The sequence below is a fragment of the Pseudomonas sp. Pseusp18 genome (assembly GCF_059506005.1).
In genome coordinates this window covers 4,212,682-4,231,166 of record NZ_CP169240.1, presented here as the reverse complement: position 1 = coordinate 4,231,166, position 18,485 = coordinate 4,212,682, and the positions used below count along the sequence as shown (strand labels likewise).

The window sequence follows — 18,485 nt, the reverse complement described above, 5'->3', positions numbered from 1 at the left end:
TCGACCGGAAGGTTCTCATGTTCGAACGCCTGATCCAGTTTGCCATCGAGCAGCGCATCATCGTGCTGCTCGCCGTTCTCCTCATGGCCGGCCTCGGCATCGCCAGTTATCAAAAGCTGCCGATCGACGCCGTGCCCGACATCACCAACGTCCAGGTGCAAATCAACACCGGCGCGGCCGGGTTCTCGCCGCTGGAAACCGAGCAGCGCATCACCTTCCCGATTGAAACCGCCATGGCCGGTTTGCCGGCGCTGGAGCAGACCCGCTCGCTGTCGCGTTCGGGGCTGTCGCAGGTCACGGTGATCTTCAAGGACGGCACCGATCTGTTCTTTGCCCGGCAATTGGTCAATGAGCGTTTGCAGATCGCCAGGGAGCAATTGCCCGAGGGTGCGCAAGCGCTGATGGGGCCGATTTCCACCGGGCTTGGCGAGATTTTCCTGTGGACGGTGGAGGCGCAGGAAGGTGCGCTCAAGGACGACGGAACCGCCTACTCGCCGACCGACCTGCGGGTGATTCAGGACTGGATCATCAAGCCGCAATTGCGCAACGTGCCCGGTGTGGCCGAGATCAACACCATCGGCGGATTCGCCAAGGAATACCAGATCGCCCCCGACCCGAAACGGCTGGCGGCGTACAAACTGACCCTCACCGATCTGGTCACGGCGCTGGAGCGCAACAACGCCAACGTTGGCGCCGGTTACATCGAGCGCAGCGGCGAGCAACTGCTGATTCGTGCGCCCGGGCAAGTGGCGAGCACCGACGACATCGCCAATATCGTGATGGCCAATGTCGACGGTACGCCGATCCGGATCAAGAACGTCGCGACCGTAGACATCGGCCGCGAACTGCGTACCGGTGCCGCCACCGAAAACGGTCGCGAAGTGGTACTGGGCACGGTGTTCATGCTGATCGGCGAAAACAGCCGGACCGTCTCCCAGGCAGTGGCGACCAGGCTTGAGCAGATCAACCGTTCCCTGCCCAAAGGCGTGGTCGCGGTGCCGGTGTATGACCGCACGCACCTGGTGGACAAGGCCATCGCCACGGTGAAGAAAAACCTCGTGGAAGGGGCGATTCTGGTCATCGCGATTCTGTTCCTGTTCCTGGGCAACATTCGCGCGGCGTTGATCACCGCGATGGTCATTCCGCTGTCGATGCTGTTCACCTTCACCGGCATGTTCACCAACAAAGTCAGCGCCAACCTGATGAGCCTAGGCGCCCTCGACTTCGGCATCATCGTCGACGGCGCGGTGGTGATCGTCGAAAACACCCTGCGACGGCTGGCCCATGCGCAGCAGCATCACGGGCGTTTACTGAGCCGTTCCGAGCGTTTCCACGAAGTATTCGCGGCCGCCAAAGAAGCGCGGCGGCCGCTGATTTTCGGCCAGTTGATTATCATGGTCGTGTACCTGCCGATCTTCGCCCTGAGCGGTGTCGAAGGAAAAATGTTCCACCCGATGGCCTTTACGGTGGTCATCGCGCTGTTGGGCGCCATGCTGTTGTCGGTGACCTTTGTGCCGGCGGCCATCGCGCTGTTTGTCACCGGCAAGGTCAAGGAAGAAGAGGGCGTGGTCATGCGCGGCGCGCGTCGCGTTTATGCGCCGGCGCTGGCGTGGGTGATGTCCCATCGCGCCATGGCGGTGGGGGCGGCGCTGGCTGTGATTGTGCTCAGCGGCGTGCTCACCAGCCGCATGGGCAGCGAGTTTGTGCCGAGCCTCAGTGAGGGCGATTTTGCCCTGCAAGCCTTGCGCGTGCCGGGCACCAGCCTCACGCAATCGGTGGATATGCAGCAGCGTCTGGAGACCTTGATCCTCAACAAGGTGCCCGAAGTCGAGCGTGTGTTCGCCCGTACCGGCACCGCCGAAATCGCCTCCGACCCGATGCCGCCGAACATCTCCGACAGCTATGTGATGCTCAAGCCGAAGGTGCAGTGGCCGGATCCGGGCAAGTCCCGCGAAACACTGATGGCCGAACTGCAACAAGCCGCCGCGACGCTGCCGGGCAGCAACTATGAACTGTCGCAGCCGATCCAGTTGCGCTTCAATGAACTGATCTCCGGCGTGCGCAGCGATGTCGCGGTCAAGGTCTTCGGGGATGACATGGACGTGCTCAACGCCACGGCGGCGAAGATCGCCGCCGCCATGCAGAAGGTCAACGGCGCGTCCGAGGTCAAGGTCGAGCAAACCACTGGCCTGCCGGTGCTGACCATCAACATCGACCGCGACAAGGCGGCGCGTTACGGGCTCAACGTCGGTGACGTGCAAGACACCATTGCGGTGGCGGTCGGCGGGCGTCAGGCCGGGACACTGTATGAAGGCGATCGGCGGTTCGACATGGTGGTGCGTTTGTCCGATGCCATGCGCAAGGACATCGAAGGTTTGTCGGCACTGTTGATTCCGGTGCCAGCGCCCCTGAATGGCGCGGCTGATCAGATTGGCTTCATCGCCCTCAAGGACGTCGCCAGCCTTGATCTAGTGCTCGGGCCGAATCAGGTCAGCCGCGAAAACGGCAAGCGGCTGGTGATCGTCAGCGCCAACGTGCGTGGGCGTGACATTGGATCTTTTGTCGCCGAGGCGGGCGAGGTCATCGAGCGTGATGTGCAGGTGCCGGCGGGTTACTGGACCACGTGGGGCGGTCAGTTCGAGCAACTGCAATCGGCGGCCAAGCGCCTGCAGATCGTGGTGCCGGTGGCCTTGCTGTTGGTGTTCGGGCTGCTGTTCATGATGTTCAACAACCTCAAGGACGGCTTGCTGGTGTTCACCGGGATTCCGTTTGCGTTGACGGGTGGCGTCATGGCGTTGTGGTTGCGGGATATTCCGCTGTCGATCTCGGCGGGCGTGGGGTTTATTGCGCTGTCGGGGGTTGCGGTGCTCAACGGCCTGGTGATGATCGCGTTTATCCGCAATTTGCGGGAGGAGGGGCGTTCGCTCGCTGATGCAATCAATGAGGGTGCGCTCACACGTCTGCGCCCGGTATTGATGACGGCGCTGGTCGCGTCCCTGGGCTTCATTCCCATGGCCCTCGCAACCGGTACCGGCGCAGAGGTGCAGCGACCGTTGGCGACGGTGGTGATTGGCGGGATTCTGTCTTCGACCATCCTGACGCTGCTGATATTGCCGGCGCTGTATCAGTTGGCGCATCGGCGGGATGAGGAAGTAACTCCCACCCCCTAAACCAATGTTTCAGACATACCACTATCTGTGGCGAGGGAGCTTGCTCCCGCTGGACTGCGCAGCAGGCTCCTTCTTTTTTGGGTGAAGGAGGGGCCGCTTCGCGACCCAGCGGGAGCAAGCTCCCTCGCCACAGGTGCCTTTCAGGTTACATAACGGATATGTAATTTGCGCGCCACCGTCATGAAAGGTTCGGATTGTTACCTTGACCTCGTTAGTTAATTAAATGAGGAATCAAGCATGAAATTTGTACAACTGAGTGCGTTTGCAGCGGCGTTGGTGATGTCTTCTGTTGTTTTGGCTGAAGGTGGCGGCGACAGAGTCTTTGAGAAAATGATGGCGGCCAATGACCGCTCGGTGGAGGCGTTTGTCGCCAAAGAACAGGCGCGTAACCCCGTCGTGTTGAATGAAAAGAAGGACGACAAGACCAAAGACTTGTAAGCGTGTCGCACCTGAACTAGCCCGTCATCGAAGGCCGATGGTGGGCTTTTTTTTGAGCCTCGATTTGAAGGTATTGGATATGAAAGTTTTTAAGTTGATGGCGTTCGTCGGTGTGATGGCGATGTCGTTGAATGCGCTGGCAGAAGGCGGCGGTGACCGGACGTTTGAGAGGGCGCTCAGTGCCAACGTCAAAGCCATGGAGCAGTACGCGGCCAACCAGGGCAAACCTGCGCCAGTGGTGAAAGACTACGAATACGGGATGAAACTGGATGTGGTGAAAGTGGTGAGCGTTGTGCGGCCGCAAGTTGCTTGTGCCGTGGTGCCTACTGCCATGACCTATGAAGATTCAAAGGGCCAACTCAATACGATCAAATACACCGTGGCAGGCGATTGCCGCCGACAGGGCGGGTGAGGGCACAGAGGGCCTCCAACCTACGTTGAGTATTTCAATTCGGTATGTTTAACGGATGTGGCGCAAGTACAGACGCTTCCCACAATGTTTTCAGGTTGTCCGTCGGACGCCCGCTCTCTAGCCTGTGCACGTCGCTGCCAATTCAGCGACCGGGTCTGGAAACCCCGATCAGTAACAGTGGCGCCAACACGCCTTTCATGACGTATCCTTGCGCACCTTGAATGTGTGCACTCCGTTATGGCGGCTGTGCGTGGGAGACCTTCGGGTCGACCGGGTCGCCGCTGCCCGGGTTTCCAACCTGCGTACAGCTGCCACCTCTTCGTCCGGAAACCGAATGGGGCAGCTCCAACTTTCAGTGGAGTTTCACCATGAAAAAACCAACACCAAACCCTCCCGAAGCAAGCACAGCTACGGACACCGACCCAACATCTCCCTACGCCTCCATCGACTCCAAAAAACTCCACGAAGCTGCCGAACGTGCGCTCGATTACTACCTGAACCCTACCGCCCACGTTATGGCCACGCCCTACACCCCCAACCAGATGTATTTCGCCAATCCCAAAGCCGATACCGAATCCCTGCTGGCCAATGCCAGCGAATCGTTGTCCTCGGCCACGGTCATGCTCGGTGACTTCGCCGCGCTACTGGAAGGGACCCATCGCAAGACTCTTCTGGGCATTGCTCAAGTGGTGATGCTAGGGGAGCTGGCGGTAAATCAGGCATTGGATAACGTCGAGCCGGCTGAGTAACCCTCCCGCAACGCAATCCCTGTAGGAGCTGCCGAAGGCTGCGATCTTTTGATCTTTAAAATCAAAGTCAAAAGATCGCAGCCTTCGGCAGCTCCTACAGTGCTCAATCTACGCGCATAAAAAAGGCGCCCCGAAGGGCGCCAAAAAATTCACCTCTTACCAAAGGAGCAAGGAGCTTCTAAAGGTGAATTTGCATTAGCCGCGAAGTCAGAGAATCGCCAGCGGATACTCGACAATCACCCGCACTTCATCCAGATCCGACTCAAACGCCGTGGCGCGGGTTGTGGCCTGGCGCAGACGAAGAGACATGTCTTTCAGCGAGCCGCTCTGCACCACGTATTTGACTTCGATGTCGCGCTCCCAGCGCTTCTGGTCAGTCAGCGGGTTGCCGTCGGCATCGCGGCGCATGTACACGGCGTTGGCGTTGGAATAGTCGGCGTCGGTGCCGCGGGCGTAACGGGTCATGAACGATAAACCCGGCACGCCATAGCTGTTCATGTCGAGGTCGTAACGCACCATCCACGAACGTTCCTTGGGCGAGTTGAAGTCGCTGTACTGGATGGAGTTGTCGAGGAAGATCGAGTCAGACTGGCGCAGGTAATCGAAGTCGTCGTTGCCGTTATTGCGCTGGTGCGATAACGCAACGGAGTGGGCGCCGAGTTTCACTCCGACGCGGCCGCTCCAGATGTTGTTGTCGAACTCGCCGAGCAGTTGTTTGCCTTCGTCGACCGCCTTGTAATAGTTCAGGCCACCGAACAGCGACAGGTCGTCCGACAGCGGATAAGTCCACGCGGTGCCGGCGTAGTACTGATTCCAGGCATCCTTGAGGCGACTGGAATACAGGCTGAAACTGAGGTTTTTGTTCAGCGTGTAGTCGCCACCGAAATAGCCGACCCACGGCGAATTGACTGGACCGGCGTAGAAGGTCGCGAAGTTTTCGCGCATGTTGCTGGACACCGGTTGGCTCATCGCATGCAGGCGACCGCCCTGTACCGACAGACCTTCGATACTGGTGTTGGTGGCCGTGACACCCCGGAAGCTTTCCGGCAACAGTCGGGAGTCACCCGCCGCAACCACCGGGTTGGCGGGGAACACATCGCCGACCTTCACCACCGTATCGAAGGCGCGCACTTTGGCGGCGCCACCGACCTTGGTGTATTCATCCCGCGCTTTGCCATCACTGTCGACCGGCAACACGTCGAAAGAACTACGGCCACCGTTGCGCCCGTCACCGGTATCGAGTTTCAAGCCGATCATCGCAAACGCATCGACACCGACCCCGACGGTGCCTTGGGTAAAGCCGGATTCGAACTTGCTGATAACCGCGTGTGCCCAGGCCTCGGAATAACCATTGCCGGTGGGACTCGACTGGCCGTCACGGTGATCACGATTGAAGTACAAGTTGCGGTTGAGCACCGTCAGGCTGCTGCCCTCGATAAACCCCTCGGGTTTTTCTTCCGCAAACACCATGGACGGCCCGGAGCCGACAACCACAACTAAAGCGGCTATCGACATTTTTGTATTGTTAACCATCAATCACTCCTTGGGTTCGGCAGAACGGGAACGTGCTTCGGCGTGGGTTTTATTGTTCGACGGGCAAGGGCCCGCCGGCATGGTCGCCGGGTGACATCGTTGCAAGCTGCGGATAACGCCAAGGTGATGGGGGAATTACAATTTCGTCATGTGGGTGGAATGACAACCCTGCACGTTCAGGTCAGCGCTGCGAGTTGTTCGATCGTCTGCGGAAAGCGTTCAACCAAGCGGATCAGTGTCGTGGCTTGGGCATTTGGTGTTGCCCGTCCTTGTTCCCAGTTCTCGAGGGTTCGGGTGTTGGTGCGTAGATACATGGCGAACACCGACCGGGAAAGATTGAGCTGTTGACGGATGGCCACCACTTCCTCGGCAGTGATGGGTACCAGTTTCGGTAGCTTGACCTTGTGGGTCCGCAGCGTGACCTTGCCTTGGCGCTCGTCGGCCAAGGCTTCGAGGCCTTCCATCAGTTCGGAAAAAATGTCACGTTTCATAGTGGGTTCTCGTGTTGATTTCTCTATCCAGCGTTTGTCTGAAAAGTTTTTTCTGGGACGGCGACAGGTCGTCTTGCTCGTTTTTGCTATACACGGTGAACAGCCAGAATTGATCGAAACCTGACCACCAGTAATAAATCACCCTAAGCCCGCTGCGCTTGCCTTTACCCCGACGTTGATCGAAAAAGCGGATTTTTCGCAGCCCGCCCGTGCCTTCAATGAGATCGCCCGCTTCGGGGTTTTTTAGCAGCTCCAACTGAAAGCTGCGGAACAGATCGTCATCCAGGTAATCGTCTCGGTGTTTCTGAAACGCAGGTAATTCGATAAAAAGAGCATCCATGTTCTGTACGTCACCTGCGTATAGTGTTGTCTCGATAATCGAATAGGTCAAGGCATCGAAGCCATCCTTTTCGTTCCCCGTTTTCAAGGTAGACCCCGGTCGTAAAAACGCCTGTAGGACGAAGCGACCAGGCCGGTGAGAGTTTTCGAGTAATGCTGGGGAAAGGGGACTTCGCAATTGACTCATCGGATCATCCACAGCACTATCTGCCGATGAATGATCAACGCCGAATGAACATGATGTGTTCCTCTATGACCGCTTCCGGCGGGCCATAAGGTCATACGTGCTTGGCATTTGACGTGTTACCCAAAGCCCCGCCAGAGATGGACGGGGCTTTTTGATTCTCCGTCTCACATGGCTGATGGAGAGTGATATGTTCGAAATTAGAAAAGCCACCCAAAGCGACGCCCAGACTGCATTCGACATACGGCTGCTAGCCATCCGGCATCAATGCATCGGTGCCTATACCGAGAAGCAAATGCTGACCTGGACATCGGGGGCAGCTGAGGACGGTTACTGCGCACTCATGGAAAAGTACTTCTATCTGGGGTGCGTTGAGAGTGAGCCCGTGGCGACAGGCATGCTGGATCTGGAGAACCGCGAAATCGGTGCAATCTTTATACATCCTGACTTTATGCAGCGAGGCTTGGGCAAGCGCATCGTGAGCTTTCTCGAAGATCTGGCGCGGGATCTTGGCCTGGTGGAAGTTCGTCTGGATGCGACTTTGAATGCCGCCGATTTTTATCGACGCTGTGGTTACATTGGGGAGAAAACTGCGGTTTACCATTCCCCCTCCGGTCTTCAACTGGCCTGCGTTCCCATGGTGAAGAAACTGTGACGGCTTCATTTTTGAGTGCCTTGAAAAGCATCGAGCATGTCGTCCGGCAGTGAGGCGTCAAAGTCTTCGGGAAGCACCAGTTTGCCTTTCATCACACCGATACGCTGGCCGTAGGGTTTTCCTACCGAAACCAGACGTGCAAGGGCCCGACCATGTTTGGCAATCGTGATGATCTGCCCGGCGGCTGCGTCATCGACGAGTTTGGACAGATTGTTTTTTGCTTCGGCCAACGGAACGACGATGTCACGGTTCATTGTTATTTCTCGCGTTGATTTATCGATCCAGCCAGTCATTCAAGATAGAGCCAAGTGCGCAGTGCTGGATGTAGGACGAAACGGACATTCCCGCGCGAGGTTTCGGGGATTGCAGAAGGAGGGGAGGGCAGCGGTAACAAATCCCACAAACGCAAAAACGGCACCCGAAGGTGCCGTTTCTGTTTTCTACCGAGTATCGCTTAAGCGATCAACCCGCCAACCCCGACTGTTGAACCAGGTTCAGCAGCGGTTGTGGGTACAGGCCGAGGAAGAACGCCAGTACGGCGATCGCCAGCAGCATCACGCCGCCTGCACGTTGTTCCCAGTGCAGTTGCGCATCGTGGCGACGCAGGTTCGGTTCCATCAGGTACAGGGTGACCATCACACGCAGGTAGTAGAAAACGCCGATGGCGCTGCCCAGTACCAGGGAGCCGACCAGCCACCATTGGTGCGATTCGACGCCGGTGGCGATGATGTAGAACTTGCCGATGAAGCCCGCGGTCAGCGGGATACCGGCCAGGGACAGCATCATCACGGTCAGGACGGCGGTCAGGTACGGACGGCGCCAGAACAGGCCACGGTATTCGTACAGGGCATCCGCGTCACGGCCGCTGTACGGCGAGGACATCAGGGTGATCACACCGAACGCGCCGAGGCTGGTGATCACGTAGGTGACCAGGTACACGCCGATGGCTTCCACGGCCAGGCCCTTGCTCGCCACCAGGGCGATCAGCAGGTAACCGAAGTGCGCGATGGAGGAGTAACCCAGCAGACGCTTGAGGTTGCTCTGGGTCAGTGCCAGCAGGTTACCGAACAGGATCGACGCGATGGCGATGATGGTCAGCACGTTGCTCAGTACGCCACTGCTCGCCGCTGGCGAGATCTGGAACAGACGCACCATCACCGCGAACACAGCCACTTTGGAGGCCGTGGCCAGGAACGCTGCCACCGGTGCCGGAGCCCCTTCGTAAACGTCCGGGGTCCAGAGGTGGAACGGTACCAGCGACAGTTTGAACGCCAGGCCGATCAGCATCATGCCCAGGCCCAGTTGCGCGATCGGGCTAGGCAGGCCGGTGGCCGCCAGGGCCTGACCGATGCCGTTGAAGCTCAGGCTGCCGGCTTCGGCGTAGAGCAGGGCCATGCCGAACAACAGGAACGCGGAACCGGCGGCCGACAGCACCATGTACTTGATGCCGGCTTCCAGCGAACGCTTGTTGAAGAAGGCGTAAGCCACCAAACCGTAGACCGGTACCGAGAGCAGTTCCAGACCGACGAACAAACCGGCCAGGTGCTGCGCGCTGACCAACACCAGGCCACCGGCGGCGGACATCAGGATCAGCAGGTAAAGTTCTTCACGGTTGCCCGGGTAGCCCGTACCGCCATCGCCCAGGTAGGCGTGGGCGAGGGTCACACAGGCGAGGGTGGCGACCAGGATCAGCGCCATGTACAGGCAGGCGAAGGTGTCGATCTGCAGCAGTGGAGTCACGGCCAGTGGCGCGACTTTCAGGGCTGGCAGGATCGACAGCAAGGCCAGGTTAAGACCTGCCACCGACAGCAGGAAGGTTTGCGAGTGGTTGCGGCGCCACGCGATAGCCAGCATCACCACGATGATCGTGGCGCTGGTGATCAACAACGGCGCAAGCGCGATAAAGTGTTGAGTCGTGAATTCCATAGCGCTCTTACCGGGCCGAAGCGAGTTGAGTGAAGGCGGAGCCGAGCCACTGCTGCACGCCATGCATCGTCGCGGCAGAGGTATCGAGGAACGGTTGCGGGTACACGCCGATGTAAAGCAGCAGTGCCGCAAGCCCAACCACCATGATCAGTTCGCGACCGTCCATGCCATGCAGCACCGCGTCGGATTTCGACGGGCCGAAGTAGGCGCGGTGGATCATGATCAGCGAGTAGACCGAGCCGAATACCAGGCCGGACGTGGCGATCACGGTGACCCATGGCGCGCTGGCGAAGGTGCCGATCAGGATCAGGAACTCACCGACGAAGTTACCGGTCGCCGGCAGGCCCAGCGACGCCGCTGCGAAGAACAGGCTGAGGGCTGGCAGGTAGGCAATCTTCGACCACAGGCCACCCATCTCGCGCATATCGCGGGTATGAGTGCGCTCGTACAGCTGACCGGAGAGGATAAAGAGTGCCGCAGCCGACAGACCGTGAGCCAGCATCTGCATGACCGCGCCCTGCAGCGCCAGTTGGCTGCCGGAGTAGATGCCGATCAGCACGAAGCCCATGTGGGAAACGGACGAGAAGGCAATCAGTCGCTTGATGTCGGTTTGCGCGAAGGCCAGGAACGCACCGTAGAAGATCCCGATCAGACCCAGGGTCATGGCGAACGGCGCGAACTCGGCCGAGGCATTCGGGAACAGCGGCAGGGCGAAACGCAGCAGGCCGTACGCAGCAGTCTTCAGCAAGATACCGGCCAGGTCCACGGAGCCCGCAGTCGGTGCCTGGGCGTGAGCGTCAGGCAACCAGGAGTGGAACGGTACGACGGGCAGCTTGACCGCGAAGGCGATGAAGAAGCCGAGCATCAGGATGTACTCGGTGGTCTGCGACATCTTGGTTTTCAACAGATCGGCGTAGTTGAAGGTAATCACGCCGGTGTCGTTGAAGTTGACCAGTACCAGGCCCAGGATCGCCACCAACATGATCAGGCCGGAAGCCTGAGTGAAGATGAAGAACTTGGTCGCCGCGTAGATCCGGGTTTTCTTGCCGTCCGAAGAACTGTGACCCCAGAGCGCGATGAGGAAGTACATCGGCACCAGCATCATTTCCCAGAAGAAGAAGAACATGAACAGGTCGAGGGCGAGGAACACGCCAACGACACCGCCCAGGATCCACATCAGGTTCAGGTGGAAGAAGCCCACATGACGCTGAATCTCTTTCCAGGAGCAGAGTACCGAGAGGACACCCAGCAGGCCGGTCAGCAGGATCATCAACAGCGACAGGCCGTCGAGGGCCAGGTGCACGTTGATGCCGAAGCGCTGGATCCAGACGTGTTTGAACTCAAGCGCCCAGGTCGGATCGGCGCCAGGTTTTGGTGCAAATGAATAGTCACCGTTGGCCCACAGCCAGAGGCCGAGGGAGAGCAGCAGGGACATGGTGATCAGCGCAATCCAGCGGGGGAGGGTGGCGCCGAAGCGCTCACCCATCCAGCACAGCAGGCCGCCGATGAAGGGGATCAGGATTAGCCATGGCAGAATCATGACGGGCTCGTTTCCTTTCGCAAGTTCGCAAGGTTCATAGTCAGACCGCTACCAGCACGACGGCGCCGATTACCAGCACGGCACCAGCAGCCATCGAGGCGGCATACCAACGCAGTTGACCGGTCTCGGTGCGGCTCAGGGCGGTGTGACCGCCTTTGGCCATACGCGGGATCAGACCGATGGTCTGGTCGAGCGGGTCTTTGCGCAGAATGTGGCTGATCGCAAGGTACGGCTTGACGAACAGTTTGTCGTAGATCCAGTCGAAGCCCCAGGCAGCGAACCACCAGGCCGAAAGGAAGCGGCCGATGCCGCTGTTGGCGATGGCCGTGACGAAGCGGCGCTTGCCGAGGAACAGCAGCGCGGCCAGCAGGATACCGGACAGGGCGATGGCGCCCGAAGCGATTTCCAGGCTGTGCTTGGCTTCGCCGCCGGCATGGCCGACGCTTTCCGGCAGCACACCGTGCAGCGGTGGAACGATCATCGCGCCGACGAACGTCGACAGTACGATCAGCACCGACAGCGGCAGCCAGTGAGCAATGCCGTGACCGGCATGGGCTTCGGTCTTCGCTTCACCGTGGAACGTGATGAAGATCAGGCGGAAGGTGTACAGCGAGGTCATGAAGGCACCGACCAGACCGGCATACAGCAGGCCTTCGTTACCGCTGGCGAACGCTTCCCAGAGGATTTCATCCTTGGAGTAGAAGCCCGCGGTCACCAGAGGCAAGGCCGCCAGGGCCGCGCCGCCGACGATGAAGCTGGCGTAGGCCAGTGGCAGTTTCTTCCACAGGCCGCCCATCTTGAAGATGTTCTGCTCGTGGTGGCAGGCAACGATCACCGCACCGGATGCAAGGAACAGCAGCGCCTTGAAGAAGGCGTGGGTCATCAGGTGGAAAATCGCGCCATCCCATGCACCGACGCCCAGGGCCAGGAACATGTAGCCGATCTGGCTCATGGTCGAGTAGGCGAGGATACGTTTGATGTCGGTCTGAACCAGTGCGGCAAAACCTGCCAGCACCAGCGTCACGCCACCCACGACACCTACCAGGTGCAGGATATCCGGCGCCAGTGCGAACAGGCCATGGGTACGGGCGATCAGGTAGACACCGGCGGTTACCATGGTCGCGGCGTGGATCAGTGCCGAAACCGGAGTAGGGCCGGCCATCGCATCCGCCAGCCAGGTTTGCAGCGGCAGTTGCGCGGATTTACCGACAGCGCCGCCCAGCAGCATCAGGGTCGCCAGAACGATCCAGAAGTCGCCGGCCTTGAAGTGCTCAGGCGCCTTGACCAGCAGTTCCTGGATATTCAGCGTGCCCAGTTGCTGGAACAGGATGAACAGGCCGATGGCCATGAACACGTCGCCGACGCGGGTCACGATGAAGGCTTTGAGTGCCGCATTACCGTTGTTGCGGTTGCTGTAGTAGAAACCGATCAACAGGTACGAGCACAGGCCCACGCCTTCCCAGCCGAAGTACACGAACAGCAGGTTATCGGCCAGGACCAGGAACAGCATGCTGGCGATAAACAGGTTGGTGTAGGCGAAGAAGCGCGAGTAACCGGCTTCACCGCGCATGTACCAGGACGCGAACAGGTGGATCAGGAAACCCACGCCCACCACCACGCCGAGCATGGTCACGGACAGGCCATCCAGGTACAGGGCGAAGTTCGGCGTGAAGCCTTCCACCGCCATCCATTGCCACAGCACCAGGGTGTAGTGGCCACCCTCGGGCGGTGCAACGTTGAATTGCCAGATCACATAAGCCGCGACGATCGCCGACAAGCCGATGGAGCCGACGCCGATCAGCGCCGAGAGGTTTTCCGAGAGGCGTCCCCGGGAGAACGCCAGCAGCACAAAACCGATCAGGGGGAACAGGAAAGTCAGATAGAGAAGGTTCATCCGCGCATCTCGCTGGCAGCGTCGATATCGAGAGTGTGGAAGCGGCGATACAGCTGCAACAGAATCGCCAGGCCAATACTGGCCTCGGCGGCTGCCAGGCTGATCACCAAGATGAACATGATCTGTCCATCCGGCTGCGCCCAACGGCTACCGGCAACGATGAACGCCAGTGCGGAGGCATTCATCATGACCTCCAGGCTCATCAGCACGAAGAGAATGTTGCGCCGGACCATCAGGCCGACCAGACCGAGGCAGAACAGGATGCCGGCGACCGCCAGACCATGCTCCAAAGGGATAGCAGGCATCGTCATTGCTCCTTGGCTTCGTTGCGGCCCAAGTGGAACGCCGTGACGGCTGCGGCGAGCAGCAGCATCGAGGCGAGTTCGACCACCAGCAGATAAGGACCGAACAGGCTGATGCCCACGGCCTTGGCGTCTACGGTGGTGTGGCCGAGGGCCTGGCCGCTGGAGTGGCTGAACAGTACATACAGCAGTTCAGCCAGCAGCAGGCCGCCGAGTACGACCGGACCCAGCCAGATACCGGGCTTGAGCCAGACGCGCTCCTGCTGAACCGAGGCCGGGCCCAGGTTCAGCATCATCACCACGAACACGAACAGCACCATGATGGCGCCGGCGTAGGCGATCACTTCCAGTACACCGGCAAACGGTGCGCCAAGGGCGAAGAACGTCATGGCCACGGCGATCAGCGAAATGATCAGGTAGAGCAGGGCGTGCACGGGATTGGTGTTGGTGATCACGCGAAGCGTGGACACAACAGCGATACCCGATGCGAAATAGAAAGCGAATTCCATCGTTCTTCCTTAAGGCAGCAAGCTCTTCACGTTGATCGGCTCGGCTTCATTCTGCGCGGCGCCTTTTGGCTTACCGGCAATCGCCATACCTGCAACACGATAGAAGTTGTAGTCAGGGTTTTTACCGGGACCGGAGATCAGCAGATCTTCTTTCTCGTAAACCAGGTCCTGCCGCTTGAACTCGGCCATTTCGAAATCCGGTGTCAGCTGGATCGCGGTGGTCGGGCAGGCTTCCTCGCAGAGGCCGCAGAAAATGCAGCGCGAGAAGTTGATGCGGAAGAAGTCCGGGTACCAGCGACCGTCTTCGGTTTCAGCTTTCTGCAGCGAGATGCAACCCACCGGGCACGCCACGGCGCACAGGTTGCAGGCTACACAACGCTCTTCGCCGTCGGGGTCGCGGGTCAGGACGATACGGCCACGGAAACGCGGCGGCAGGTACACGGGTTCTTCCGGGTACTGCAGCGTGTCGCGCTTGCGGAAGGCGTGGCCGAAGATCATCACCAGGCTGCGAAGCTGGGTGAAGAAGCCATGCACGATGTCAAAAATGTACTTCATGATTCTCTATCCTCACTGAGCCGCGACGGCGGGCGTGTTGAGCAACACGATCGCAGCGGTCACCAGCATGTTGACGAGGGTCAGCGGCAGGCAGAACTTCCAGCTGAAGTCCATCACTTGGTCATACCGTGGGCGCGGAATCGAGGCGCGCAGCAGGATGAAGAACATGATGAAGAACGCGGTTTTCAGTGCGAACCAGATGAACGGGATCTGCGGCAGCAGGCCGAACGGGCCGTGCCAGCCACCGAAGAACAGCGTAACCAGCAGCGCCGAGATCAACACGATGCCGATGTACTCACCTACGAAGAACATGCCCCATTTCATGCCGGCGTATTCAATGTGGTAACCGTCGGCCAGTTCCTGTTCCGCTTCCGGCTGGTCGAACGGGTGACGGTGAGTCACGGCGACGCCAGCGATGAAGAAGGTCAGGAAACCGAAGATCTGCGGAATGATGAACCACATGTTCTGCGCTTGGTATTCAACGATGTCGCGCATGTTGAACGAGCCAACCTGGATCACGATGCCCATCAGCGACAGGCCCATGAACACTTCGTACGACACGGTTTGTGCCGAGGCCCGCAAGCTGCCCAACAGGGCGAACTTGTTGTTACTCGACCAGCCGGCGAACAGCACCGCGTAGACCGACAGACCCGCCATGGCGAAGAAGAACAGGATGCCGATGTTGATATCCGCCACGCCCCAGGTCGGGGTGATCGGGATGATCGCGAAGGCAATCAGCAAGGCGCTCATGGCCACGACCGGTGCCAGGGTGAAGATCACTTTGTCGGCGAACGGCGGGGTCCAGTCTTCCTTGAAGAACATCTTGATCATGTCGGCCGCAATCTGGAACGCGCCGAACGGGCCGACGCGGTTCGGACCGTAACGGTCCTGCCAGAGGGCGAGCAAACGACGCTCGACCCAGCTCAGCAGCGCGCCGCAAACCACTACGGCGAGCAGAATCACGATGGCCTTGAGGACCGCGATGATTACGTCGATCACTTCAGGAGTGAACCAGGTCATAGCGCTGCCTCCTGCAGACCGTCAACGGATTTGCCAAAGATGGCTGGTGGAATGCCGGCGATACCTGCAGGCAATGCGACCAGACCGGCACCCAGCTCTTCGTTGATGCGCAGCGGCAGACGCAAAGTCTGACCAGCAACGTTCAAGCTCAGCAGGGCACCGTCATTGACACCCAGGCGATCGGCTTCGGACTTGGCCAGCGACACGTAGGCGGCCGGGATGCGTTCTTGCACTGGCGCGGCTTTGGAAGAGTTTTCTTCGCTGCCGAACAGGTGGAAGAACGGTACGACCTGCCAGGTGCCTGGAGCCGGGTTGAACGCACGCGGAACACTGGCGAACCAGTTCAGCGAATCACCAGTGCTTTCGATCAGGCGAGTGCCCGGGTCGCCAGCGCGCAGGTGACCACCGACTTCGTCCTGGAACTTGTTCCAGGCTTGCGGCGAGTTCCAGCCCGGAGACCAGGCGAAAGGTACTTGCTGACGCGGTTCGGCGGAGCCCGAGTAACCTTCCATCGAGAACGAGAATGCAGTGTCGTTATCCTGGGAGGTACGCGGTTCGTGCACGCTGATGTCGGCGCGCATGGCGGTACGACCGGAGTAACGCAGCGGTTCGCGCGCCAGTTTCAGGCCTTTGATCCGGAATGCGGCGGACGGTGCGGCATCGACGATACGCGCCAGTTGCGGCGTGCTTGCAGCAACGGCAGCGGTGACGTGGTCCAGTTGGGTCCAGTCGATCGGCTGGTTCAGCAGGGTCGAACGCAGGGCATGCAGCCAGCGCCAGCCTTCGTGAACCAGAATGCTCGCGTCGAGGTAAGTCGGGTCGAAGACCTGGAAGAAACGCTGGGCGCGGCCTTCCTGGCTGACCAGCGTACCGTCGCCTTCAGCGAAGCTGGCCGCTGGCAGTACCAGATGCGCGCGATCGCTGGTGGCAGTCTTCTGATGGTCCGCCACGATCACCACTTTCGCGGCGTTCAGGGCAGCATCGACCTTGGATTTGTCGGTACGGGTGTACAGATCGTTTTCCAGCACGACGATGGCGTCGGCCTTACCGTCGATCACGGCTTGCAGCGCTTCGTCGACCGAGTTGCCGCCGAGCATGGCCAGGCCGAGGCTGTTGGCCTCCGGCACGATCAGACTGATGGAACCGTTCTTCTCGCGCAGCTTCAGGGCTTTGGCGATGTTCGCCGCCGCTTCGATCAGCGCCTTGGAACCCAGCGAGGTACCGGCAATGATCAGCGGACGCTTGGCGGCGAGCAGGGCGTCGGCAATGCGCTTGGCCAGCGCCAGAGCTTCGGTGTCCAGACCTTCAACGGCCGGTGCGCTGGCGTCGAGGGCATGAGCCACGGCGAAACCGATGCGGGCCAGGTCGTCCGGTGCGGCGTGAACGCATTCTTCAGCGATGTCGTCGAGCTTGGTTTCAGCCAGGCTGGCGATGAACAGCGGGTTCAGTTCGTGCTGGCCGATGTTCTTCACCGCGGCGTCGAGCCATGGCTGAACGCGCATGGCGTCGGCCATGTCTTCGGCCTTGCCCTTGACCGATTGACGCAGGGCCAGGGCCATACGCGCAGCGGTCTGGGTCAGGTCTTCGCCGAGGACGAAAATCGCATCGTGGTCTTCGATGTCGCGCATGTTCGGGATCGGCAGCGGGCTGTCTTTGAGCACCTGCATGACCAGACGAATGCGTTCCAGCTCCGAGGCTTCGATACCGGAGTAGAAGTGCTCGGCGCCGACCAGTTCGAGCAGCGCGTAGTTGCTTTCGAGGCTGGCGCGTGGCGAACCGATACCGACGATGTTGCGACCGCGCAGCAGGTCGGCGGCTTTATCCAGTGCTTCGTCCAGGCTCAGTTTCGCGCCGTTGGCCAGCAGTGGCTGACGTGGGCGATCCTTGCGGTTGACATAGCCATAGCCGAAACGGCCACGGTCGCACAGGAAGTACTGGTTCACCGAACCGTTGAAGCGGTTTTCAATGCGGCGCAGTTCGCCGTAACGCTCGCCCGGGGAGATGTTGCAACCGCTGGAGCAGCCATGGCAGATGCTCGGCGAGAACTGCATGTCCCACTTGCGGTTGTAGCGCTCGGAGTGAGTCTTGTCGGTGAACACACCGGTCGGGCAGACCTCGGTGAGGTTGCCGGAGAACTCGCTTTCCAGGGTGCCGTCTTCAACGCGACCGAAGTACACGTTGTCGTGGGCGCCAAACACACCGAGGTCGGTGCCGCCGGCGTAGTCCTTATAGAAGCGCACGCAGCGGTAGCAGGCGATGCAGCGGTTCATTTCGTGGGAAATGAACGGGCCCAGTTGCTGGTTCTGGTGAGTACGCTTGGTGAAGCGATAACGGCGCTCGTTGTGGCCGGTCATCACCGTCATGTCTTGCAGGTGGCAGTGACCGCCTTCCTCACAGACCGGGCAGTCGTGAGGGTGGTTGGTCATCAGCCATTCAACGACGCTTGCGCGAAACACTTTCGCTTCTTCGTCGTCGATGGAGATCCAGCTGCCGTCGGTGGCGGGGGTCATGCAGGACATGACGATCCGACCACGCTTGTCGTTCTCGTCGGTGTACTGCTTGACCGCGCACTGGCGGCAAGCGCCAACGCTGCCAAGGGCTGGGTGCCAGCAGAAATAAGGGATATCGAGGCCTAGCGACAGACATGCCTGTAACAGGTTGTCTGCCCCATCGACTTCGAGCTCTTTGCCGTCTACGTGGATAGTGGCCATGGTTCAAAGTTCTTCGTTGGCCCGGTGTCAGCGGGCGTGGCTAATGGAATCTTGTTA

17 protein-coding genes are annotated in these 18,485 nt (G+C 59.8%); 5 read left to right on the top strand and 12 right to left on the bottom strand.

What is annotated here, in order from left to right:
• Nucleotides 1-17 precede the first annotated feature (17 nt).
• The 4 genes from ACEN9A_RS18925 (at nt 18) to ACEN9A_RS18910 (ending at nt 4,769) form a co-directional block, all read left to right on the top strand.
• Complete coding sequence (locus ACEN9A_RS18925; RefSeq protein ID WP_258669489.1) at nt 18-3,170, top strand: CusA/CzcA family heavy metal efflux RND transporter; 3,153 nt, start codon at nt 18-20, stop codon at nt 3,168-3,170.
• A gap of 237 nt (nt 3,171-3,407) precedes the next feature.
• Nucleotides 3,408-3,608 (top strand): co-regulatory protein PtrA N-terminal domain-containing protein, encoded by a 201-nt coding sequence (locus ACEN9A_RS18920; protein ID WP_018925500.1) that lies wholly within the window; start codon nt 3,408-3,410, stop codon nt 3,606-3,608.
• A 79-nt stretch (nt 3,609-3,687) separates the two neighbouring features.
• On the top strand, nt 3,688-4,020 hold the full coding sequence (locus ACEN9A_RS18915; RefSeq protein ID WP_258669469.1) for a DUF2790 domain-containing protein: 333 nt from the start codon (nt 3,688-3,690) through the stop codon (nt 4,018-4,020).
• A 368-nt stretch (nt 4,021-4,388) separates the two neighbouring features.
• Nucleotides 4,389-4,769, top strand: a complete 381-nt coding sequence (locus ACEN9A_RS18910; protein ID WP_258669466.1) for a DUF6124 family protein — start codon at nt 4,389-4,391, stop codon at nt 4,767-4,769.
• Between the two features lie 207 nt (nt 4,770-4,976).
• Here the strand turns inward: ACEN9A_RS18910 and ACEN9A_RS18905 are convergent, their stop codons facing one another.
• The 3 genes from ACEN9A_RS18905 to ACEN9A_RS18895 form a co-directional block, all read right to left on the bottom strand.
• Nucleotides 4,977-6,302, bottom strand: coding sequence for an OprD family porin (locus ACEN9A_RS18905; RefSeq protein WP_258669463.1), 1,326 nt, complete (start codon nt 6,300-6,302; stop codon nt 4,977-4,979).
• A 176-nt stretch (nt 6,303-6,478) separates the two neighbouring features.
• Nucleotides 6,479-6,793: a helix-turn-helix domain-containing protein gene (locus ACEN9A_RS18900; protein ID WP_007940887.1), complete on the bottom strand. Its 315-nt coding sequence runs from the start codon at nt 6,791-6,793 to the stop codon at nt 6,479-6,481.
• On the bottom strand, nt 6,783-7,133 hold the full coding sequence (locus ACEN9A_RS18895) for a toxin (protein ID WP_007940886.1): 351 nt from the start codon (nt 7,131-7,133) through the stop codon (nt 6,783-6,785). Before ACEN9A_RS18895 ends, ACEN9A_RS18900 begins: the two co-directional genes overlap by 11 nt.
• A gap of 373 nt (nt 7,134-7,506) precedes the next feature.
• Here ACEN9A_RS18895 and ACEN9A_RS18890 point away from each other — a divergent pair, with 373 nt between their 5' ends.
• Nucleotides 7,507-7,971 (top strand): GNAT family N-acetyltransferase, encoded by a 465-nt coding sequence (locus ACEN9A_RS18890; protein ID WP_258669459.1) that lies wholly within the window; start codon nt 7,507-7,509, stop codon nt 7,969-7,971.
• Between the two features lie 5 nt (nt 7,972-7,976).
• Here ACEN9A_RS18890 and ACEN9A_RS18885 read toward each other — a convergent pair whose 3' ends face one another.
• The 9 genes from ACEN9A_RS18885 to nuoG all read right to left on the bottom strand — a co-directional run bounded on the left by ACEN9A_RS18885 (nt 7,977) and on the right by nuoG (nt 18,428).
• Nucleotides 7,977-8,264: a type II toxin-antitoxin system Phd/YefM family antitoxin gene (locus ACEN9A_RS18885; protein ID WP_258669455.1), complete on the bottom strand. Its 288-nt coding sequence runs from the start codon at nt 8,262-8,264 to the stop codon at nt 7,977-7,979.
• 169 nt (nt 8,265-8,433) lie between these two features.
• Nucleotides 8,434-9,897, bottom strand: a complete 1,464-nt coding sequence (nuoN, locus tag ACEN9A_RS18880) for an NADH-quinone oxidoreductase subunit NuoN (RefSeq protein ID WP_007940882.1) — start codon at nt 9,895-9,897, stop codon at nt 8,434-8,436.
• Between the two features lie 7 nt (nt 9,898-9,904).
• On the bottom strand, nt 9,905-11,437 hold the full coding sequence (nuoM, locus tag ACEN9A_RS18875) for an NADH-quinone oxidoreductase subunit M (protein ID WP_018925506.1): 1,533 nt from the start codon (nt 11,435-11,437) through the stop codon (nt 9,905-9,907).
• A gap of 40 nt (nt 11,438-11,477) precedes the next feature.
• The gene (gene nuoL / locus ACEN9A_RS18870; protein ID WP_018925507.1) at nt 11,478-13,331 is read right to left on the bottom strand and encodes an NADH-quinone oxidoreductase subunit L; all 1,854 of its coding nucleotides are present in this window, start codon (nt 13,329-13,331) and stop codon (nt 11,478-11,480) included.
• On the bottom strand, nt 13,328-13,636 hold the full coding sequence (gene nuoK, locus ACEN9A_RS18865; RefSeq protein WP_007940879.1) for an NADH-quinone oxidoreductase subunit NuoK: 309 nt from the start codon (nt 13,634-13,636) through the stop codon (nt 13,328-13,330). The genes nuoL and nuoK overlap by 4 nt, the downstream gene beginning before the upstream one ends.
• Before the next feature lie 2 nt (nt 13,637-13,638).
• Entirely contained in the window at nt 13,639-14,142 is a 504-nt protein-coding gene (gene nuoJ / locus ACEN9A_RS18860) for an NADH-quinone oxidoreductase subunit J (RefSeq protein WP_018925508.1), read from the bottom strand.
• A gap of 9 nt (nt 14,143-14,151) precedes the next feature.
• The gene (nuoI, locus tag ACEN9A_RS18855) at nt 14,152-14,697 is read right to left on the bottom strand and encodes an NADH-quinone oxidoreductase subunit NuoI (protein WP_007940875.1); all 546 of its coding nucleotides are present in this window, start codon (nt 14,695-14,697) and stop codon (nt 14,152-14,154) included.
• 12 nt (nt 14,698-14,709) lie between these two features.
• Nucleotides 14,710-15,717, bottom strand: coding sequence for an NADH-quinone oxidoreductase subunit NuoH (gene nuoH, locus ACEN9A_RS18850; protein WP_018925509.1), 1,008 nt, complete (start codon nt 15,715-15,717; stop codon nt 14,710-14,712).
• Nucleotides 15,714-18,428: an NADH-quinone oxidoreductase subunit NuoG gene (gene nuoG, locus ACEN9A_RS18845; protein WP_258669450.1), complete on the bottom strand. Its 2,715-nt coding sequence runs from the start codon at nt 18,426-18,428 to the stop codon at nt 15,714-15,716. Before nuoG ends, nuoH begins: the two co-directional genes overlap by 4 nt.
• Nucleotides 18,429-18,485 lie beyond the last annotated feature (57 nt).